This window comes from Mesobacillus sp. (genome assembly GCF_047739415.1).
Taxonomy (GTDB): domain Bacteria; phylum Bacillota; class Bacilli; order Bacillales; family Cytobacillaceae; genus Mesobacillus.
In genome coordinates this window covers 1-19,220 of sequence record NZ_JBIQOE010000276.1, presented here as the reverse complement: position 1 = coordinate 19,220, position 19,220 = coordinate 1, and the positions used below count along the sequence as shown (strand labels likewise).

Here is a 19,220-nt window from a genome sequence, read left to right as displayed (position 1 = left end):
CGATTAATAGAGGGAATGGCAGCCCTGATGGGGGCTCCATTCCCTTCAAAATTTAGAATACTAGAGTGAAAGAGGGGCTGCAGCAATGAAAAAGTCCGTTGTCTCAAAAGAATACCAGAAATTGCAGAAGGATATCATTGAGTTACAGGAACAATGGAAGACATCCCTGGATCCTGACTGTGTCCGGCCAAACCTTGATAAAGCGGCAATGGAGGCGGGAGTGCCTGTCACTGCTTTAGCGGCTATTGACTTTGATATTTCCCTATTCTTACAGTGGATAGAGGATATAGGTGGGCTTTTATCGAAGTATCAACCAGAGATTGAAACCTCAATGCAATCTATAAAAAATCTATTGGATGAAGAGACAGCCAAGAGATGGATTGATGAAGCATTTGCTTTCAACTATATTTACTTTGCGAGTTTCGCTGAGGAAAATGATCTGGATGGCTGGATTCCACAATTCGTTGCAGAGACAGTCCTTCGTCCATACCTGCAGCTGACTGCAGCAAAGGTTCAGGATGAAATCCATCACGGTGTGCACGGTGCCGGCTGTCCTGTATGCGGAGAACCTGTACGCCTCGCGCAGCTTGAAGGGGAAGGAAAAAAGGTCCTGCACTGCCCGCGTTGTTCGGCTCACTGGAATGATCGACGCGTAGCCTGCTCGCACTGCGGAAATAACGATCATGAAACAGTGAAAATCCTGGCAATCGAAGGCGAATCCGCGGCCCAAATCCAGATTTGTGAAGAATGCCAAGGGTATACAAAAGTAATTGATACAAGACAATATATTGTAAAGCCAACACCAGCAATGCTCGACCTAAACACAATCCACCTGGACTTTGTTGCCCAGGAGCATGGATATAAATCCGCTGGGGAAACAAAACAGACAAACTAAAAGAAGGTGCTGTGGGATGAAAGCCGGAGCGATCATTTTATCAGGCGGCAAATCTAGCAGGATGGGAACGAATAAGGCTCTCCTGAAATTTCGTGAAAAAACGAATATTGAGAGAATTAAGGATGAGTTACAGCACGTATTTGATGATATAATTCTAGTAACGAATGATCCTGAAACCTATCAGTTTTTAAATATTAAAATGGTAACAGACCAGTATCCGGGTTCTGGCCCACTCGCGGGAATCCATGCAGGACTCGAGGCATCAGACTATGAGGAAAATTTCGTCGTAGCCTGTGACATGCCATTTGTATCCTCAGAGTTAGCTTCAAGCCTTGTAAAAGCGCTTAAACACCACGATGCAGTCGTACCGGTCAGTGATGGCAGACAGCATCCGCTTTTTGCGGCATATCAAAAACGGGTAGCAAGAGAAGCTAAGGAATGCATTGAAGATGGGAATTTGAGAATCAGGCATATGCTTGAAAAACTGAATGTCCGCTTTCTCGATGAGGCAGATCTGCAGCTCTATTTCGAGGGCAGCCTTGATCTGGTGTTTTTCAATATGAACCATCCCGAGGAATATGAAGATGCAAAGAAATGGGCAGAATCCGGAGAATAGTTTTCAGGTGCTAGAAAGGAAGTAAGTCTGCATGCAATTTTTCAAAGTGAAAACGGTTGAGGAGACCTTTGCGTTAATTGATGAGAAAATTGGCAAGATCACGGATACTGAAATCCGTCCTCTTGATGAGGCGCTTCACTACATTCTGGCAGAGGATGTCACTGCAGGTGAGAATGTACCTGGTTTTGACCGGTCGACCGTCGATGGCTATGCCGTCATCGCCCGTGACACATACGGTTCATCTGAATCAATGCCAGGCTTCCTGAATGTCGCCGGTGAGGTCCATATGGGAGAAGAAGCGGTCAAGCCAGTAGGCAGGGGCGAGGCAATATACGTACCGACAGGCGGAATGCTGCCACCAGGCAGTGACAGCGTGCTGATGATCGAGCATTGCGAGGAAATCGGCGGGCTGTTGAATACGTACAAGCAAATCGCACCAGGCGAGAATGTCATCAGAAAAGGTGAAGACATCAAGGCAGGAGAAGTCCTATTATCTGAAGGGACAAGGTTGCGGCCGCAAGAGCTTGGAGCACTGGCGGCACTTGGTGTTTCCGAGGTTAAAGTCTACCGAAAGCTGAAGGCTGCATACCTTTCTTCAGGCGACGAAATTGTTCCTTTTGAAACGAAAACACTGGAAACAGGCCAAATCCGCGATATCAATTATTTGACCGTCAAGGGATTGGTCAATGAGTGGGATATCGAACTTATCTATGGCGGAATCACCAGGGATGACTACCAGGAATTCGCCCAAAAAGCCCGCGAATTGTATGAGCAGGCTGACTGCTTGATTTTATCTGGAGGAAGCTCAGTCGGCACGAAGGATTATACGACCGAGGTCATCCAGTCACTTGGAGATCCAGGCGTCTTTGTCCACGGAATTTCCATCAAGCCTGGGAAGCCGACAATCCTTGCTGTCGCTGACGGAAAACCGGTCATTGGACTGCCTGGTCATCCAGCATCCGCAATGATTATCTTCAAGCTGTTTGGTGAAAGGGTTTTCAGAAGACTGAAGGGCGAGAAAATCGAACATAAGCCTGAACGGATTTTTGCCCGGATTGTAAAAAATATTGCTTCCTCACCAGGAAGATCCGATTATATCAGGGTAAGACTTGAGGAGAAGGATGGAGAATGGTGGGCCGAGCCGATCATTGGCAAGTCAGGCCTGATTACGACATTGGTAAAAAGCGATGGAATCGTAGAAATTGTTTCAGAAAAAGAAGGAATTTCACAAGGCGAATACGTTCCAGTCATTTTGACGAGATAGGGGGAGCCGCATCATGGGTAAAATACGCTATAACAGAAAAATTTATCTTGAAGACAAGCCGAGGGCACAAGCCAGGAATGAAGTGCTGGCCGCGTTCGACCTGCCTCATGAAAAAGAGTGGATCCCGGCTGCCGGCGCCCTGGGCCGAATTACTGCTGAACCTGTCTTCGCCAATGTTTCAATGCCTTTTTACCATGCATCCGCGATGGACGGTATTGCCGTGAACGCCGAGGATACTTATGAAGCACATGAACAGCGTCCGCTCCATTTGAAACTGGGTGAGCAGTTCGAATACGTTGACACCGGGAATGCGATCCCGCCTCAATATAATGCGGTGATTATGGTGGAAAACATCCAGGTAATCGATGATGAGACAATCGAAATCATCGAGCCGGCAACACCATGGCAGCATATCCGCCCGATTGGCGAGGATATCGTCCAGGAGGAAATGCTGTTCACGCAGGGACATCAATTGCGTCCAGCTGACCTCGGGGCACTCCTTGCGGCCCAGGTTACAGAGGTGGCTGTCGTCAAAAAGCCGCTTGTGACAATCATCCCGACTGGAAATGAACTGGTCAGCGCAGATTCTTCACTGTCATCAGGAAGGATCATTGAATTTAATGGAACGGTTTTTAGCAACTATGTAGAAGGTTGGGGCGGACAGCCATATCTGCATCCAATTGTGAAGGATGAGCCGGAAAAAATCAGGGAAGCACTGCTGGAAGCGGTGGAGACATCTGATATTGTCGTCATCAATGCCGGGTCATCAGCTGGTTCAAAGGATTATACAGTTCATATTCTTGAGGAGCTTGGCACTGTTTTTACCCATGGTGTCGCAACAAGGCCGGGTAAGCCGGTCATTCTCGGGAAAATTAAAGATAAGGTAGTCGTCGGTGTACCAGGGTATCCAGTTTCCGCTTACATGGCACTGGAGTGGTTTGTAAGGCCCCTCGTTTGTAAATATCTAGGGATACCGGAACCGCAAAGGCCAAAGCTCGAGGTAAAGCTTGGCCGCAGGATCGTCTCCACGATGGGGGCGGAGGACTTTGTCCGAATGAATATCGGCTATGTGGATGGACAATTTGTCGCCAACCCGCTGACACGCGCGGCAGGCGTCACCATGTCACTTGTACGTGCAGATGGTTTGCTCGTCGTACCGCCGGAGGAGCTAGGATATGAACAAGGAGACATTGTCGAGGTCGAGCTATACAGGCCTGTTGAAGAGATCAAGAACGCGATCGTCTTCAGCGGCAGCCATGATTTGACGATTGACCTGCTGTCATCCCAGCTCAAAAGGCAGCGAACCGACATGAAAATTATTTCTTCCCATGTTGGCAGCATGGCCGGATTAATGGCAATCAGGAAAGGGGAAGCCCATGTAGCGGGCATTCATTTGCTAGACCCGGAGACAAAGGAATATAATGTTACCTACGTAAAGAAATTCCTTGCAGGGCAAGACGCAGTCCTTTATCCATTTTTAAAAAGAACCCAGGGCTGGCTGCTTCCAAAAGGCAATCCACTGGGAATCGAGAGCGTGAGCGACATCGCTTCGAAGGGTGCGGATTATGCCAACAGACAGAAGGGCGCCGGTACACGTATATTGTTTGATTTGTTGTTAAAAGAAGCAGGTTTGAGTGCAGATGATGTGAACGGCTATGACCGTGAAATGTTCTCACACTTAAGCGTCGCCGCGGAAGTGAAAGGAAATGACAATGCAGCAGGCCTCGGAATCTTCCCGGCCGCACGCGCTATGGGGCTGGACTTCATCCCGGTCGCTGATGAAAATTACGATTTACTGATGACAAAGGCATTTTTCGACAGCGAAAAGGGTATCTGGTTAAGGTCAGTGATCCAATCTGAAGCCTTCAAAGCAGAAGTCGCCAAAATTGGCGGTTATGCAGTCGTCGAGAACCCAGAGCCGGTTTATTTTTAATATCCTTATTGTGGATGGAAGGCTTTAACGGCCAAACAGGAGTGAGAAACCGGTGAAAGTGTCCGATAGAAAGGCTCTAATCGACAAACCGGGGAGAGAAACCGGTGAAAGTGTCCGATAGAAGGGCTCTAATGGACAAACCGAAGAGAGAAACCGGTGAAAGTGTCCGATAGAAAGGCTCTAATGGACAAACCGAAGAGAGAAACCGGGGAAAGTATCCGATAGAAAGACTCTAACGGACAAACTGGAGAGAGAAACCGGTTAAAGTGTCCGATAGAAGGTGTCTAATGGCCAAACAGGAGAGTGAAACCGGTGAAAGTGTCCGATAGAAAGGCTCTAATCGACAAACCGGGGAGAGAAACCGGTGAAAGTGTCCGATAGAAGGGCTCTAACGGACAAACCGGAAGCAGAAACCACGAAAAGTGTCCGTAAAAATTTATAATCCTGACCCGGATCAGTTTATTGAGGTGATTTTGATGAATTATGAAATAGCGAAAGATCCAATCAACGTTCAATCCGTCATTGATAAAGTGGTCCAGCGTGAAGCGGGAGCAATTACTACTTTCATTGGCACTGTCCGTGAATTGACAAAGGGCAAAAAAACCCTTTACCTTATATATGAAGCATACGAGCCGATGGCAGTGAAAAAGCTGGAGCAAATCGGCACGGAAATCCAGGAGCGCTGGAATGGTGCTGAGGTTGCGATTACACACCGTGTCGGCAAGCTCGACATCACGGATATCGCCGTGGTGATTGCTGTATCCACGCCACACCGCAACGATGCATATGAAGCGAATCGCTATGCAATCGAGCGCATCAAGGAAATCGTCCCAATCTGGAAAAAAGAGCATTGGGAAGATGGCGAGGAATGGATCGGCAATCAATTAGAAACTGTCCCATATCCGACAGGGAAACCGGAGGAGAAGGATCTCAATGAATAAAATCTTATTTTTTGCCCATCTACGAGACGAAGCAGGCCATGAATCAGTGGAAATCGAAGCAGCTGGCAAAACGGTTGCTGAGTTAAAAGAAATGGTTGCTGAAAAGTATAGCGTCCAAAAGCTTGACACTTCAATGACAGCAATCAATGAAGAATTTTCATCAAACGATGAAGTCATCAAAGAAGGAGATACAATCGCCTTCATACCGCCTGTATCTGGCGGTTGATTAAGCAAGAAATTCCCAGCGCCTTGTTCCGCTCGCATGACAGGATTTGTTCCAGTCATGTGAGCAGTCTGGGCGCTCGCGCTTTTTTACAAGGAGGGTAAACCTATGTCAGAAAGATATTCACGTCAAACTCTGTTTCCTCCAATAGGCAAGGCCGGGCAGGAGAAAATCCGCAGTAAACATGTACTGATGATCGGTGCTGGAGCACTTGGTTCTGGGAATGCTGAGCTGCTGGTCAGGGCAGGTGTTGGCCGACTGACGATTGTGGACCGTGATTATGTTGAAGCGAGTAACTTGCAGCGACAGCAGTTATATACAGAGGAAGATGTCGCTGAGAAGCTTCCGAAGGCCGCTGCGGCAGAAAAAAGGCTCAGAGCGATCAACTCTGATGTTGAAATCAGTGCCCATATCGCCGACGCTACTCCTGAAAAATTAGCAGAGCTTGTCGATGGAGTCGATCTCATCATCGATGCAACGGATAACTTTGAAACGCGGATGGCTATTAACGATATTTCACAAAAAAACAAGATTCCTTGGATCTATGGTGCCTGCGTTGGCAGCTTTGGGATGAGCTTTTCGATCATTCCAGGTCAAACGCCATGTCTGAACTGTCTGCTAAAAACTGTTCCGCTTCAGGGGATGACTTGTGATACAGGAGGCATTATCGGTCCTGCTGTGCAGATGGTCATTGCCCACCAGGGAGCGGAAGCGCTGAAAATCCTCGTGGAAGACTGGGAAGCTGTGCGAACGTCATTCGTCAGCTTTGATTTATGGCGAAACCAGTACAGTAGCATGAAAATGTCTAAAGCGAAGGATCCAGGGTGCCTGAGCTGCGGTGAACATCCTGAATACCCTTATTTAGACGTTGAGAACATGACCAAGACGACAGTCCTTTGCGGACGTGATACTGTTCAAATCAGGCCGCCAAAACAGCAGCAGCTTAATCTGCAGGAAACGGCTGAAAAAATGAGGGATTTAGGCTATCAGGTTAAAGGGAATCCATATTTAGTATCCGTTGATATGGTTGACAACAGGATGGTCATTTTCCAGGATGGACGCGCCCTTATTCATGGAACAAAGGATTTGGCCCAGGCACGAAGCATTTATCAGAGGTTTTTCGGGTAATGATTCTATACACGCGCAAACCCCCTGCCAAATCAGCAGGGGGTTTCTATATAAGCGATCTCTATGGATCGGTTATGATTTTGCCGTTCAAAGTGGATTACTTTTCGTCAGATGCAACTAGCACGAGACGGCCTTTATCCAATTCCATTTCATACTTCTCTGCCTCTTGCTTTGAAAGACCAAGGGATTCAAACTTATTGCGAAGCTCGTCTCCGCGGGATTTGAACATATTTCCGATGGAATCAAAGAATCCTTGCTCCTTGAAGCCTATGCCGCCTGTTTCAGTAGCATCAGTTAAGTGCTCACTGCGGTTTTCATCATGTGCGAATATATAAATGTTTTCTTTACCAAAGCCAGCAGCTTCAAGAGAGTTGATTTTCTCTGTGGCTTGTACGCCGTTTTCTACTACTTCTACTTTCATCATTGTATCGTCCTCCTTTAAATTTTTTTACCTATACTAGTTTTGGGAAGCTTTTTTAGCTTTCCGCGTCTACACTATTTATATAACCGTTATACGCTTTATTAAACATACTGGGAATTGTTCACATATAGTTTCGGGAAACGGGTAGTTTGATAGAAATGAAAGGAGCTGGTCACAATCGTACTTTTAAATAATGGCTGGGAGCCGCTGTTGGCAGAGGAATTTGAAAAGGCCTACTATCTGGATTTGAGAGGATTTTTAATAGAAGAATATCGCACCAAGACAATCTATCCGGAAAAAGATGATATTTTTAACGCTTTGAGGTTCACCGATTATGAGGATGTGAAGGTTGTGATTCTCGGTCAGGATCCTTACCATGGCCAGGGACAGGCTCATGGTTTGAGCTTTTCGGTAAAACCTGGTGTTAAGATTCCGCCTTCGCTTCGGAACATCTTTAAGGAGCTGAATGCCGACCTTGGCTATGAAGTTCCGGATAACGGCTATTTAAAAAAATGGGCAGAGCAGGGTGCGCTTCTTTTAAATACTGTCCTTACAGTAAGAGAAGGGGAAGCCAATTCACACAAGGGAAAAGGCTGGGAATATTTTACCGATAAAGTGATTACCCTGTTGAACGAGCGCGAGAAGCCAGTGATTTTCATCCTTTGGGGCAAGCCGGCCCAAGGTAAACTAAAGTTGATTGACGACGACAAACATAAAATCATCATGTCTGTCCATCCAAGCCCGCTCTCGGCAAGAAGAGGCTTCTTCGGCAGCAAGCCGTTCTCAAAGGTGAATCAACTGCTGAAAGAGCAAGGGGAAGAAGAGATTGACTGGCAAATTGAGGACCTGGAAAGTTAAGAACTCTGGGAAACCAGAGTTTTTTCATGAGCAAATCTCGACATGTTTCACGTGGAACTAACATTAAAGTTGCGCAAGGACCTATTCCTAAAGTCGAAAAAACAAGTGAATTGTTGTAGAATGGAACGGTACAACTATTACATGATTCGTAGGATATACATATATAACACCCTATGGAGGTGAGTCGATGAATATTTCACTGCAAAAATTATTATTGAAAATGGAAGAGGAATTAAAGCGGGCAAAATCAGCGGAGTCGGAGGCAGTCCAGCGGGAAAGAATCCACTCGATCAAAACGCTTTGCGAGCTCGTTCTTGATGAAGTACCAGGGGCAGCTCCTGTAAAACAGACAGCACAGCAATTTGTTCCGCCACAGCACAGCAGTCCTTCGCCACAGATGCCGGTTAATCAACCGTCACCAATGATTCCGCAACCTAAGAAGCTGGAGATGGAAGATAACGCAAACGGAGACTCGCTCTTCGATTTCTAAATTTAAGAGGTGAAAGTGATGAAGTTATTTATATTGATCGGAGCTATCAATGCTTTCCTGGCAGTTGCGCTTGGAGCATTTGGTGCACATGGACTTGAAGGCAAGGTTGAGCCGAAATATTTAGAAACCTGGAAAACAGGCGTTACATATCAAATGTTCCATGCAACCGGAATTATAATCATAGGCGTTCTTTTAGGAAAGCTTCCGGCAAGTGCCCTTCTTTCCTGGTCAGGCTGGCTGATGCTGATTGGGATCGTGTTATTTTCCGGCAGCCTCTATGTTTTGAGTGTGACAAAAATCAGCATTCTTGGTGCAATTACTCCACTTGGCGGAGTTTCCTTCCTTGCAGCCTGGGTATTGCTGATGATTGCTGCTGTGAAGTACTTGTAATAGATGCAGGCATGCAATAAAGATGAAAAGGAGCACGCCATTTTGGTGTGCTCCTTTTAACTTCATTATCTTGGTGGATAAGCAGTCAATCCTGCGCCTGCGCCGAAAGGATAGTCGTACTCGATTTCTTCATCAAATGTAACATAATCAAGGTAAATCATCGGCAATAAGACCCGTTTCCCTGTTTGCGGATCACTGAGAATTAGATGGTCTCTTCCAGCTGCTTCGATAATTCCCTGGAAAATTTTCGCGTTCCATTCCGTGTTATTTTCAAAAGTCGCGTAGACGGTAGCGAGCTTGCCTTTATTCAGGCGAAGGATATTTTCTATATAGGATGCTTCAATTGGAAGCATTCCAGGGGCCTGTGGAGTGACACCTGGCATAGCGCCACCAGACTGGGCAGGGAAGGGAGTTGTTTGTGGGTATCCTGCTTGCCCCATCTGTCCCATCTGTCCCATTTGTCCCATTTGCGCCATCTGGCCTTGAACAGTTGACTGATCTTCTTTGCCGCTATACGGCTGGTACATCTGCGGATATGTTCTGTAGTTATAATAGGGATTATTGTATTGAGTCATTGTGTAGCCTCCTTAAAAGTATTTTTCCTTTCCTTCAAATTCACCTTTATTTATGTAAATGGTGAAATTGAGCTTTACAGGTTGGAAGTACAAGTAAAATGAATTCTCACTATTCAATACATATGAGGAAAGCTTGATTTTATGACTCGAACATTTTGATACAAAACTCTTTTCAATTGGAAATTTCATTGCCATAGCACATAAAAATCCCCAGGCAAATGCCTGGGGATTTAATTTTTTAGTTTTATACGTTCAAGTATGCTGCTACACGGTCTTCTTCTAGCAGGTTTCCTACGAAGAATGAACCGAATTCGCCATAGCGCGCGCTGACTTCGTCAAAGCGCATTTCATATACAAGCTTCTTGAATTGAAGGACATCGTCTGCGAACAGGGTTACGCCCCACTCATAGTCGTCGAAGCCTACAGATCCTGTGATGATTTGCTTAACCTTGCCAGCATACTGGCGGCCGATCATTCCATGGCTGCGCATCATGTTGCGGCGGTCTTCCATCGGAAGCATGTACCAGTTGTCTTCACCCTGGCGGCGCTTGTCCATTGGATAGAAGCAAACATGCTTAGCCTTTGGAAGCTCAGGGTATAGGCGTGCAAGGATTTGCGGATTTTGGTATGGATCTTCTCCAGCTGGCAGGTAGTTGCTCAGCTCGACAACAGAAACATAAGAATGAGCAGGGATTGTGTATTCAGCAAGCTTTGATTTATTGAATTCAGTTTCGATCTCATTCAGTTCTTCCATTGTTGGGCGCAGAATCATCATCATGAAATCTGCTTTTTGGCCGACAATTGTATATAGTGCATGGCTTCCTTGTTTCTCAGCCTGTGTCTTGTTCCACTTTTCTACCAGTCCAAGGAACTCCTGGATAATTTCCTGGCGCTCTTCTGCAGGGAGCATCTTCCAGGTTGTCCAATCTACAGTGCGGAAATCGTGAAGGGAATACCAGCCATCTAAAGTCTGTGCTGCTTCAGTCATTTTATATCACTCCTAAAAATCATCAATATACCTTTATCATATCATAGTTTCTCCATTCGTCATGTTTATAAAACCCTGATTGTTTATACTGCGCGGAAAAAGGATATTTTGTTAAAGATTGCAAATAGTAAAAGGGGCAGGAAAACATGCTTGAAAATTTACAATAAAAAGACTTCTAAGTTGTAAACGATAACATTCTTGAAATTTAGGGTTGGTAAAGTATGCTAGAGGTATAGATAAAAGGAGGAGTCAGCATGAGTGATTTATTTGAAGGCTTAAAAGCCAAATTAAGCGGACAAAATTTACGGATCGTGTTTCCGGAAGGCCTCGACGAACGGATTTTAGCAGCGGCTGGCAGGCTGGCTGCAGACGGTGTCTTAACACCTATTTTAGTGGGCAATATTGAACAAATCCAGGCGAAAGCAGCGGACATGGATGTTTCACTTGAAGCGGTTGAAATTTACGACCCTGTAAATTTTGCGATGATGGATGAACTTGTGGCTGCATTTGTTGAAAGACGTAAAGGAAAAGCGACGGAAGAGCAAGCGCGCAAAATCCTGCTTGATGAAAATTACTTCGGAACAATGCTTGTGTATTCAAACAAAGCAGACGGACTTGTCAGCGGTGCAGCGCACTCCACTGCGGATACGGTAAGGCCTGCTTTGCAGATCATCAAGACGAAGGAAGGCGTGCGCAAAACTTCTGGAGTCTTCATTATGGTGCGTGAGGATGAGAAGTATGTCTTCGCTGACTGCGCGATCAACATCGCTCCGGACAGCCAGGACCTTGCAGAAATTGCGGTTGAAAGCGCGAAGACAGCGAGGATGTTCGATGTCGAGCCACGAGTGGCAATGCTCAGTTTCTCAACAAAGGGTTCTGCCGTTTCTCCTGAAACTGAAAGAGTTTCTAAGGCAGTCGAAGAAGCAAAGCTGCGTGATCCTTTATTGATCGTTGACGGAGAGTTCCAATTCGACGCGGCATTCGTTCCATCTGTTGCTGAAAAGAAAGCTCCGGATTCAGTGATCATGGGCAATGCGAATGTATTCGTATTCCCTAGCCTTGAAGCAGGCAATATCGGCTATAAAATTGCTCAGCGCTTAGGCGGATTTGAAGCAGTTGGCCCAATTTTACAAGGCTTGAACCGCCCGGTAAACGACCTGTCCCGCGGCTGCAGCGAGGAAGATGTGTACAAGCTGGCGCTTATTACAGCAGCTCAGGCACTTACTAAATAAAATATTCCTTCATGCCGGTCGAATTATTCGATCGGCATTTTTAATGAATACAAATTAAGCCGATTTTCCCTTATATGCTATAATATCAACGAATAAGCTACAGAAAGAAAAGAGGAAATCACGATGGATGAGGCGCTCAATTTATTGCGTCAGGATAAGTGGAGATTGATTGACCAGTCGGTGCTGGGTGCCCACTTTCATGCTCTTCAGTCGTTCGGCACTGATGATACATTATGCGAATCGGTCGGCACAGGCCAGTCCCCGGCTACCGCAAGAGCGTGGGTGCACCATGACACGGTCGTCCTTGGAATCCAGGATACAAGGCTTCCCCATCTCCAGGAGGGACTGAATTATCTTCAAGAGCAGGGCTACCAATATATTGTCCGCAACTCTGGGGGACTTGCAGTCGTGCTCGATGAAGGGGTCCTGAATTTATCTCTCATCTTGCCTGAGAAGGAAAAAGGGATCGATATCAACCGCGGCTATGATGCTATGTGGCTATTGATCAAGGAAATGTTTGCTGATTTTAATAAAGATATAGAAGCAAGGGAGATTTCTGCTTCCTATTGTCCGGGAAGCTATGATTTAAGCATTGACGGGAAAAAATTTGCCGGAATCTCACAGCGCCGCCTGAAAAAAGGGGTCGCCGTGCAAATCTACCTTTGTGTGACTGGGAGTGGAAGTCAGAGAGCTGAATTGATCCGTGAGTTTTATGACACTTCTAAAAAAGGGGAACAGACAAAATTCATCTATCCGGATGTCCAGCCAGAAGTCATGGCCTCGCTTTCCGAACTATTCGGTGTTGATATGACGATTCAGGATGTGATGCTGAGGTTTTTAAAATTCCTGAATGCCAACAGCGATGAGCTGGTATCAGGCTACCTGGATGGCCATGAGATTGAACTGTTTGATCACTACTACAACCGGGTCATTGAGCGAAATGAGAAATTCCTTGAGCCAAAGGTGTAGCGAGCTCAATTCAGAATAATATATAAAAGCCGGAAAACTAATGTTTTCCGGCTTGTTTTAGGCTCTTTTCGGAGACCTTTCACAATTGAAATTTACAAGTTCCTAATTTAAAAGTCTCATAAGAGCTTAAGAGGGGGCTGTTGCCATAACTCCTTCTCCATCTACCATCTATCTATTTAGCAACTAGATTTCTATTCCGCTACTTTTTCGAGATTGCCGTTGCGGTCCATCTTGAACTTTGTTGCCGAACGTTCCTCTTCTTCAAACAGGGTGAGCTTTCGGGCACGATTCATGATTTTCATAAGTGTTTCGTAATCTTCCTGCATCGTGTTCGTATTTTCTTCAAGCCTGTTTATTTTTCCCTGCAGTTCTTCGTTTTGTTTCCTTAAACTATTGATTTCTCGCTTCAATCTTTCATTCTCACTCTTATAAATATCTACCTGAAGCGAAGAGCCGCTTAGGCTTTGCAGGTAAGCAATCACATGTCCCATTGTCATGCCGGTAGGCGGAACAGTGTGCCGGGCTGGTTGTGTCTGTACTGTCTGGGTTACCCTTGTTTGTGTCTCCTGGACAGGGATTTCGGCCATTTCTGCAGCTGCTTCAGTAGAGTAATCCTTTTGTTCCTGCTTCTTGTTCATTAAATCTTGCATTTCAGCCATAAGTGCTGCGTCAATTTCCTTGTCGTCCTGTTCGAGCATTGACAGGTCAAAGGTTGGTTGAGCTTCTTCCTGCTCCACCGCTGGCAGCGAACCTGTCAAACTTTCATCCAGTGTAGGCACCGGAGGATTGTAAAGCAGTTTCTTCTTGCCGCCTTGATCTTTTCCTAGGATTCTCTGTCTCTGTTTTCTCTGCTTTTTGGCAAGCTGCAATGCTTTTTCATAGTTATGCCTGACGACTGCGTTCCAGCGGAATCCGCAGGCGGCTGAAGTGCGGTCGAGCTTGTCGCCCACCTCTTCAAATGCGTTCAATTGTGTGCTGCCTTCCCTCACATGTCGCAATACGGTTTCAGCTAGCAATAAATCATTTTCTTCCGTCCAGGCATCCTGGCGTGTCTTCATCCTTCTTCAACTCCCTTTTACTTTGATTAACTATAGAAACTTATAGTTCAATCTTGTCCGGAAATTGGAAAGCTTATACATCGTATAATGGAAGGATAGTAGATTTTTTGCGTAAAATACGTGTTTTTCATATAAATAGATAAGCAATAGGTCCTGTTCAACAGCTTGCATTCATCTTGAATAAGAGGTAAAATACCCTTTAGTCTAAAACGAAAAGCGGAGGCGTCCATGCTTTCCTGATTTTTGCAGGGAGAATGCTTGTGACTTGAGAGGCTGGTGCTGGCGCTTGACAGTATTTATAGAAAGGGTTGTCCTAAATGGCAAACGAATTCCGTGTTTGCGACGATTGTCAGGCCGTAAACCTTAAAACATTGATTCCGAAGCTGAAACAGCTGGATCCTGAAGCGACTGTCGACATCGGCTGCCAGTCTTATTGCGGACCAGGCAGGAAAAAAACATTCGCATTCGTCAACAACCGGCCAGTTGCTGCACTGACTGAAGAAGAGCTTATGGAGAAAGTCCAGAAGAAACTTAAGTAAGTTTTTAATTTTTAATATAATGGCTTTTAAACAAAGCCTATATAAATCACCTTTAAACAATCGTTTAGAGGTGATTTTTTTTCCAGGGAAACTTGCAAACTAGTTTAACCCTGCTTGGAAATTGGAAAGTAAGGTAATGGAGAAATTTTTGGCTGATAAAGCGTTTTATAATAGCATGATTAAAAAGCAATATTGATTAGAATTTCCTGTTGATTGTAGTGGAAGGCGCGAAGACTCCTGCGGGAGCATGGAGCAGGGGAGACCCCGCAGGCGCTGAAAGCGTTGAGGAGGCTCCCCGGGCCACCCGCAGAAAGCGAAGCGCCTGGAACGGAAATCAGCAGAACCCTGCATTGATATATGCAATATTTGTAAAAATTTGCAGAAAATCGAGATGATTTGACGAACAAAACAGGCTATAATAAAAACAAGCTAATCAGGAAGAAGGAGAACGATGGGATATTCGGAAGAAAAGCTATTTGAAGAAAAAGTTTTCAAAGATCCAGTACACCGCTATGTCCATGTCCGTGACCGGGTGATCTGGGATTTGATCGGAACGAAGGAGTTTCAGCGCCTGAGAAGGATCAAGCAGCTCGGCACGACATACCTAACCTTCCACGGAGCTGAACACAGCCGGTTCAACCATTCTCTGGGCGTCTATGAAATCACGCGCCGGATTGTGGACAATGCGTTTGCATCCCGTCCTGAATGGAACGAAGGGGAGCGCCTATTATCATTATGCGCGGCCCTGCTTCATGACCTTGGCCATGGGCCGTTCTCGCATTCATTCGAGAAGGTATTCGACCTTGACCACGAAGATTTTACAAGGGAAATCATCCTTGGCGATACAGAAGTGAATCAAGTGCTGTCGAGAGTGGCGCCGGACTTCCCGAAGAAAGTCGCTGAGGTCATTGAAAAAACGTATGAGAACAAGCTTGTCATCAGCCTGATTTCAAGCCAGATTGATGCTGACCGGATGGATTACCTGCAAAGGGATGCCTATTTTACAGGAGTCAGCTACGGACACTTTGATATGGAACGAATTTTGCGTGTGATGCGTCCGCGCGAGGACCAAGTCGTGATCAAGCAAAGCGGGATGCATGCTGTCGAGGACTACATAATGAGCCGCTATCAGATGTACTGGCAGGTTTATTTCCATCCAGTGACAAGGAGTGCAGAGGTCATCCTGACGAAAATCCTGCACCGTGCCAAACACCTTCACGAGCAAAACTACACCTTTAAACATAAACCGCATCATTTTTACTCAATTTTTGAAGACCGCATGACACTGGAAGACTATTTAAAGCTGGATGAAGCCGTGTTCCTCTACTATTTCCAGATTTGGGAGGAAGAAGAGGACGAAATCCTGAGCGATTTGTGCCGCCGCTTCAATAACCGCAATCTATTTAAATATGTCGAGTTCGATCCTGCTAAAGAATACAAGAAGCTTGCCAAGCTTTCCGTGTTATTCGAGCAGGCGGGACTGGATCCTGAATATTACCTGGTTGTCGATTCATCATCAGACCTGCCTTACGACTTTTACCGTCCAGGTGAAGAGGAAGAACGGCTTCCGATCCATCTGCTGAAGAAAAACGGCGAAATCCGTGAGCTATCGAGAGAGTCCGATATTGTCGACGCCATTTCAGGTAAAAGACGGACAGACCATAAACTATATTATCCTTCCGATTTCCTGGAAAAGGAGAAAGCACGCCCTGAGATTGAACAGATTGCACAGATTCTTGAGCTGAACTTAGACAATGGGACCATTTGATACAGGAGTTGACGCGTTTTGTTAAAAGACCACGCTAAAATCATACATGCCATTTCAGTTTCCGGAGAGGTCATCGGCAGAAAAAAACTGCAGAAAATGATCTATATCGCAAAAAAGATGGAATTCCCGTTCCAGGAACGCTTCCAGTTCCATTTTTACGGACCATATTCCGAAGAACTTACACTGCGGGTAGAAGAGCTTTGCAACATGGGCTTTTTGGACGAAGTGAAGGAAAAGAAAGGCGGCTACTACCAGTACCGCTACACATTGACCGAAGCAGGCCAGGAATTCCTTGGCGAGAACAGCGTCGAGATGCCATGCCTTGGCGACTGCCTGACCGACATCAACGACCAGAATGCAAGATTCCTTGAACTCGTTTCAACTGTTTTGTATTTTGATAACTTGCCAGAAGCCGAGGTCCGGGAAAAAATCCAGACCGTGAAAAAGAGCCAGAAATACACCGACGAAGAAATCGACGAAGCTTATGCTTATATTGCGGGCTTGAAAACCAAGTCGAGGCAAATGTTCGCATAAGAAGATTTTTATTATGAATCGAGTATGGGACCTAATTTGGGTTTTGTGCTCGGTTTTTTGTTTAGTTGAAGAAGGGTTAGGTTAGGCAGTATACATTATGTGCCCGTGGAAAGTAGAAACCGCGGTTCACGAGCACAAGAAAGGGAAACATGTGCCCGTGAAAAGAAGAAACCGGGGTTTACGGTCACAAGAAAGGGAAGCATGTGCCCGTGAAAAGGTAAGGCACAAGTAAACTTGTCACATAAAAGAAAAAAGCCCAGAATCCTCTGAGCTTTTAGTCCACTCTATTCATCACTCAATCGCTTGCCTGCAACTGCATAATGATTCTTCGTCATTTCCTCGATGAACACGACGACTTTCTCTTTAGGCGCTCCAGTTGTTTCGCTGACAGCGTCGGTTACTTTTTCAACTAGTGCTTTCTTTTGGTCCTCTGTGCGTCCTTCAATCATTTTTACTGTTACGTATGGCATTTGCTTTGCCTCCTTGAAATGGTTGATATAATCTAAATTGAGTTTTTCATAATTCGCGAAAATTCGCAAGTCCGGTGGAAGATTGTCTTTTTCACATTACAACAAGAATGAGTTATACTTTAGAGAAAAGATAAAAAAGGGGAATGGAATGTGAGCTTACCCTATTCGTTAGAGGAAATTCCGTTTGTAGCAGCGGCGTTGATGATCGCTTTCGCGGTCCATGAATTCGCGCACGCCTGGGTTGCGTATAAGTTTGGCGACCCGACCGCCCAGAGACAGGGGCGCTTGACACTGAATCCAATCAAACATTTGGACCCGCTGGGAACAATCTTGATTTTCATCGCTGGATTCGGATGGGCGAGACCGGTTCCGGTCAATCGCTTCATGTTCAAAAATCCAAAGCTTGCCGGAGTGCTCGTGTCGGTTGCCGGGCCAGTAAGCAATCTTATTCTTGTCTTCCTGGCATTTGCCATCTGGTACATATTTGTGATGCTTGGATTGGCGCCTGGGGTTCCAGAGTTTTTGCTGGACTTCCTGAATATCTTTATCGGACTGAATGCGATGCTGTTCATCTTCAACCTGTTGCCGTTCCCGCCGCTTGATGGTTACCGAATCATCGAGGACCTGGCACCAGCGGACATCAGGGCAAAAATGACCCAGTATGAAGCGTATGGATCGATTATTTTCTTGATACTTGTGATCACGCCACTTGACCAATATACAATCCAGCCGATTTTCTACTATTTGATTCCGGCTGTGACTGATGGAATATACAATCTATTTTTCTGATTCATTTTAAGGAGGTTTCCAACATGGAAGAAAAAAAGGGCAAGAATATTGGCTTCAATATTATTAAAAATGACCCGATGGATGGCCACAAGGGTTTTGGAAAAGGTGTTCTCACACTTGATAATGTCTCGCCTGTCATCATTGACGTGGATGCGGGTGAGGCAGCTGTAGAAGTTGGTGCGATGCACGCGCGCAGTGCTGTTGAGAAAGGGATCAAGTTTCTCCCTAACCGAGATGAAGTGCCTGATGCCAAGCCATATTGGGTTGTCTGGGTGACGATTGACAGGAAGGAAGAAGGCCCTTATTATGCAGGTGTCACAGCATGCGAAATGACCGTCAACCGTGAAATCCGCCGCGGCTACAAATCGCTGCCTGAGCATGTGAACCGTCTTGATAAGTCGATCAAGCGCCATATCATTGTGGACCATATGGATGAAAAATCAAAACAGATCCTAGCTGATTTCCTGAAGAATCATGATCCGGGAATGTGGGAACGGTCTGAAGACAAGCTGAAGAGCGATTTATTAGCTAATTAATATATTTGGATAATTCTCCTAATAATTTGTCTAAATTGTGACATTTAACAGCGAGTGACAATATCTGGCTTGCTCAAATGCAATAAAAAAAGTAAACTGATATCAGCGTAAAACACATTTTATGCTAGGACGAGAAAAACCCCGGAGGCTTGCTTCCGGGGTTTTTCTTTTGTAAAAGAAGAACTTTTTCTTATTATAGTGAGATAATTGTTGTTGACACCGTATGGTATATAGGATGGTCTACAACCCGAAAATCCGCTTGTACCAAGGCTTCTTTTCCTTTTCCTTCTTAGGCTGCTCTTCCTTATGCTCTTCATGATCCAAATGATCTGTGCAGTACTCAGTAGGCTCTGTACCTGCAGCGAACAAGGTCAGTCTTTTTACCGGACATCCGTCAGCAGCGAGCTTGCCATTGGCAGGGTCAACGTAGACGGCAACAGTCCCTTTTGCTGCCTTGAATTTTTTCGCAGGCTCATGATCAAGCGCTTTTTCCATAAAATCCAGCCAGATATTCTTCGCATAAGATTTCTCTACTGTCAGTTCAATGGGCTTGCCTTTATCGTAACCTGTCCATACGGCGGAAACGAGCTGAGGGGTATAGCC

22 protein-coding genes and 1 pseudogene are annotated in these 19,220 nt (G+C 45.6%); 17 read left to right on the top strand and 6 right to left on the bottom strand.

Features of this window, described 5'->3' with window-relative positions:
- Positions 1-85 precede the first annotated feature (85 nt).
- The 7 genes from ACH0QE_RS21850 (at position 86) to ACH0QE_RS21820 (ending at position 7,000) form a co-directional block, all read left to right on the top strand.
- Complete coding sequence (locus ACH0QE_RS21850) at positions 86-895, top strand: formate dehydrogenase accessory protein FdhE (protein ID WP_415802541.1); 810 nt, start codon at positions 86-88, stop codon at positions 893-895.
- A gap of 16 nt (positions 896-911) precedes the next feature.
- Entirely contained in the window at positions 912-1,511 is a 600-nt protein-coding gene (gene mobA, locus ACH0QE_RS21845; protein ID WP_415802540.1) for a molybdenum cofactor guanylyltransferase, read from the top strand.
- A 31-nt stretch (positions 1,512-1,542) separates the two neighbouring features.
- The gene (gene glp, locus ACH0QE_RS21840) at positions 1,543-2,775 is read left to right on the top strand and encodes a gephyrin-like molybdotransferase Glp (RefSeq protein ID WP_415802539.1); all 1,233 of its coding nucleotides are present in this window, start codon (positions 1,543-1,545) and stop codon (positions 2,773-2,775) included.
- Between the two features lie 13 nt (positions 2,776-2,788).
- Positions 2,789-4,708 (top strand): molybdopterin biosynthesis protein, encoded by a 1,920-nt coding sequence (locus ACH0QE_RS21835; RefSeq protein WP_415802538.1) that lies wholly within the window; start codon positions 2,789-2,791, stop codon positions 4,706-4,708.
- 476 nt (positions 4,709-5,184) lie between these two features.
- Entirely contained in the window at positions 5,185-5,649 is a 465-nt protein-coding gene (locus tag ACH0QE_RS21830; RefSeq protein ID WP_023613507.1) for a molybdenum cofactor biosynthesis protein MoaE, read from the top strand.
- The gene (moaD, locus tag ACH0QE_RS21825; protein ID WP_415802537.1) at positions 5,642-5,875 is read left to right on the top strand and encodes a molybdopterin converting factor subunit 1; all 234 of its coding nucleotides are present in this window, start codon (positions 5,642-5,644) and stop codon (positions 5,873-5,875) included. The genes ACH0QE_RS21830 and moaD overlap by 8 nt, the downstream gene beginning before the upstream one ends.
- A gap of 105 nt (positions 5,876-5,980) precedes the next feature.
- Positions 5,981-7,000, top strand: coding sequence for a thiazole biosynthesis adenylyltransferase ThiF (locus ACH0QE_RS21820; protein ID WP_415802536.1), 1,020 nt, complete (start codon positions 5,981-5,983; stop codon positions 6,998-7,000).
- A 97-nt stretch (positions 7,001-7,097) separates the two neighbouring features.
- Here ACH0QE_RS21820 and ACH0QE_RS21815 read toward each other — a convergent pair whose 3' ends face one another.
- A complete protein-coding gene (locus ACH0QE_RS21815) occupies positions 7,098-7,424 on the bottom strand; it encodes a general stress protein (protein ID WP_415802535.1) in 327 nt (108 codons plus the stop codon).
- 174 nt (positions 7,425-7,598) lie between these two features.
- On the opposite strand from ACH0QE_RS21815, the gene ACH0QE_RS21810 reads away from it, so the two are divergent.
- The 3 genes from ACH0QE_RS21810 (at position 7,599) to ACH0QE_RS21800 (ending at position 9,159) form a co-directional block, all read left to right on the top strand.
- The gene (locus ACH0QE_RS21810; RefSeq protein WP_415802549.1) at positions 7,599-8,279 is read left to right on the top strand and encodes a uracil-DNA glycosylase; all 681 of its coding nucleotides are present in this window, start codon (positions 7,599-7,601) and stop codon (positions 8,277-8,279) included.
- A gap of 187 nt (positions 8,280-8,466) precedes the next feature.
- The gene (locus ACH0QE_RS21805) at positions 8,467-8,769 is read left to right on the top strand and encodes a YwdI family protein (protein ID WP_415802534.1); all 303 of its coding nucleotides are present in this window, start codon (positions 8,467-8,469) and stop codon (positions 8,767-8,769) included.
- An 18-nt stretch (positions 8,770-8,787) separates the two neighbouring features.
- Positions 8,788-9,159 carry a DUF423 domain-containing protein gene (locus ACH0QE_RS21800; protein WP_415802533.1) on the top strand — a complete coding sequence of 124 codons (372 nt, stop codon included), beginning with the start codon at positions 8,788-8,790 and terminating at the stop codon, positions 9,157-9,159.
- Between the two features lie 65 nt (positions 9,160-9,224).
- On the opposite strand, the gene gerQ is transcribed toward ACH0QE_RS21800, so the two are convergent.
- Together gerQ and hemQ are read right to left on the bottom strand one after the other, a co-directional pair.
- Positions 9,225-9,734: a spore coat protein GerQ gene (gerQ, locus tag ACH0QE_RS21795; RefSeq protein WP_415802532.1), complete on the bottom strand. Its 510-nt coding sequence runs from the start codon at positions 9,732-9,734 to the stop codon at positions 9,225-9,227.
- Positions 9,735-9,978: 244 nt separating this feature from the next.
- On the bottom strand, positions 9,979-10,722 hold the full coding sequence (gene hemQ, locus ACH0QE_RS21790; RefSeq protein WP_415802530.1) for a hydrogen peroxide-dependent heme synthase: 744 nt from the start codon (positions 10,720-10,722) through the stop codon (positions 9,979-9,981).
- A gap of 254 nt (positions 10,723-10,976) precedes the next feature.
- Between hemQ and pta the strand changes: the two genes are divergently transcribed.
- Entirely contained in the window at positions 10,977-11,954 is a 978-nt protein-coding gene (gene pta / locus ACH0QE_RS21785) for a phosphate acetyltransferase (RefSeq protein ID WP_214904404.1), read from the top strand.
- Positions 11,955-12,077: 123 nt separating this feature from the next.
- Positions 12,078-12,923, top strand: coding sequence for a lipoate--protein ligase family protein (locus tag ACH0QE_RS21780; protein ID WP_415802529.1), 846 nt, complete (start codon positions 12,078-12,080; stop codon positions 12,921-12,923).
- 191 nt (positions 12,924-13,114) lie between these two features.
- Here the strand turns inward: ACH0QE_RS21780 and ACH0QE_RS21775 are convergent, their stop codons facing one another.
- On the bottom strand, positions 13,115-13,981 hold the full coding sequence (locus ACH0QE_RS21775; protein ID WP_415802528.1) for an RsfA family transcriptional regulator: 867 nt from the start codon (positions 13,979-13,981) through the stop codon (positions 13,115-13,117).
- A 317-nt stretch (positions 13,982-14,298) separates the two neighbouring features.
- Here ACH0QE_RS21775 and ACH0QE_RS21770 point away from each other — a divergent pair, with 317 nt between their 5' ends.
- The 3 genes from ACH0QE_RS21770 to ACH0QE_RS21760 all read left to right on the top strand — a co-directional run bounded on the left by ACH0QE_RS21770 (position 14,299) and on the right by ACH0QE_RS21760 (position 16,822).
- On the top strand, positions 14,299-14,520 hold the full coding sequence (locus ACH0QE_RS21770; protein WP_082904432.1) for a DUF1450 domain-containing protein: 222 nt from the start codon (positions 14,299-14,301) through the stop codon (positions 14,518-14,520).
- Positions 14,521-14,971: 451 nt separating this feature from the next.
- Entirely contained in the window at positions 14,972-16,288 is a 1,317-nt protein-coding gene (locus ACH0QE_RS21765) for an HD domain-containing protein (protein ID WP_415802527.1), read from the top strand.
- Positions 16,289-16,306: 18 nt separating this feature from the next.
- Positions 16,307-16,822 (top strand): YwgA family protein, encoded by a 516-nt coding sequence (locus ACH0QE_RS21760; protein WP_415802525.1) that lies wholly within the window; start codon positions 16,307-16,309, stop codon positions 16,820-16,822.
- Positions 16,823-17,106: 284 nt separating this feature from the next.
- Here the strand turns inward: ACH0QE_RS21760 and ACH0QE_RS21755 are convergent, their stop codons facing one another.
- Positions 17,107-17,361, bottom strand: a complete 255-nt coding sequence (locus ACH0QE_RS21755; RefSeq protein ID WP_415802524.1) for a 2-hydroxymuconate tautomerase — start codon at positions 17,359-17,361, stop codon at positions 17,107-17,109.
- 132 nt (positions 17,362-17,493) lie between these two features.
- On the opposite strand from ACH0QE_RS21755, the gene ACH0QE_RS21750 reads away from it, so the two are divergent.
- Both ACH0QE_RS21750 and ACH0QE_RS21745 read left to right on the top strand, forming a co-directional pair.
- Complete coding sequence (locus ACH0QE_RS21750; RefSeq protein ID WP_415802548.1) at positions 17,494-18,081, top strand: site-2 protease family protein; 588 nt, start codon at positions 17,494-17,496, stop codon at positions 18,079-18,081.
- Positions 18,082-18,104: 23 nt separating this feature from the next.
- On the top strand, positions 18,105-18,617 hold the full coding sequence (locus ACH0QE_RS21745; RefSeq protein WP_415802523.1) for a YwhD family protein: 513 nt from the start codon (positions 18,105-18,107) through the stop codon (positions 18,615-18,617).
- A 240-nt stretch (positions 18,618-18,857) separates the two neighbouring features.
- On the opposite strand, the pseudogene ACH0QE_RS21740 reads toward ACH0QE_RS21745, so the two are convergent.
- Positions 18,858-19,220 (bottom strand): annotated as a pseudogene (locus tag ACH0QE_RS21740) (monofunctional biosynthetic peptidoglycan transglycosylase); the annotation flags it as partial.

Coding starts and splice junctions, on each gene's coding strand:
- glp (WP_415802539.1), top strand. CDS start 1,543: ATGCAATTTTTCAAAGTGAAAACGGTTGAGGAGACCTTTGCGTTAATT.
- ACH0QE_RS21820 (WP_415802536.1), top strand. CDS start 5,981: ATGTCAGAAAGATATTCACGTCAAACTCTGTTTCCTCCAATAGGCAAG.
- pta (WP_214904404.1), top strand. CDS start 10,977: ATGAGTGATTTATTTGAAGGCTTAAAAGCCAAATTAAGCGGACAAAAT.
- gerQ (WP_415802532.1), bottom strand. CDS start 9,734: ATGACTCAATACAATAATCCCTATTATAACTACAGAACATATCCGCAG.
- ACH0QE_RS21745 (WP_415802523.1), top strand. CDS start 18,105: ATGGAAGAAAAAAAGGGCAAGAATATTGGCTTCAATATTATTAAAAAT.
- ACH0QE_RS21780 (WP_415802529.1), top strand. CDS start 12,078: ATGGATGAGGCGCTCAATTTATTGCGTCAGGATAAGTGGAGATTGATT.
- ACH0QE_RS21800 (WP_415802533.1), top strand. CDS start 8,788: ATGAAGTTATTTATATTGATCGGAGCTATCAATGCTTTCCTGGCAGTT.
- ACH0QE_RS21805 (WP_415802534.1), top strand. CDS start 8,467: ATGAATATTTCACTGCAAAAATTATTATTGAAAATGGAAGAGGAATTA.
- moaD (WP_415802537.1), top strand. CDS start 5,642: ATGAATAAAATCTTATTTTTTGCCCATCTACGAGACGAAGCAGGCCAT.
- hemQ (WP_415802530.1), bottom strand. CDS start 10,722: ATGACTGAAGCAGCACAGACTTTAGATGGCTGGTATTCCCTTCACGAT.
- ACH0QE_RS21775 (WP_415802528.1), bottom strand. CDS start 13,981: ATGAAGACACGCCAGGATGCCTGGACGGAAGAAAATGATTTATTGCTA.
- ACH0QE_RS21815 (WP_415802535.1), bottom strand. CDS start 7,424: ATGATGAAAGTAGAAGTAGTAGAAAACGGCGTACAAGCCACAGAGAAA.
- ACH0QE_RS21850 (WP_415802541.1), top strand. CDS start 86: ATGAAAAAGTCCGTTGTCTCAAAAGAATACCAGAAATTGCAGAAGGAT.
- ACH0QE_RS21830 (WP_023613507.1), top strand. CDS start 5,185: ATGAATTATGAAATAGCGAAAGATCCAATCAACGTTCAATCCGTCATT.
- ACH0QE_RS21835 (WP_415802538.1), top strand. CDS start 2,789: ATGGGTAAAATACGCTATAACAGAAAAATTTATCTTGAAGACAAGCCG.
- ACH0QE_RS21750 (WP_415802548.1), top strand. CDS start 17,494: ATGATCGCTTTCGCGGTCCATGAATTCGCGCACGCCTGGGTTGCGTAT.
- mobA (WP_415802540.1), top strand. CDS start 912: ATGAAAGCCGGAGCGATCATTTTATCAGGCGGCAAATCTAGCAGGATG.
- ACH0QE_RS21770 (WP_082904432.1), top strand. CDS start 14,299: ATGGCAAACGAATTCCGTGTTTGCGACGATTGTCAGGCCGTAAACCTT.
- ACH0QE_RS21765 (WP_415802527.1), top strand. CDS start 14,972: ATGGGATATTCGGAAGAAAAGCTATTTGAAGAAAAAGTTTTCAAAGAT.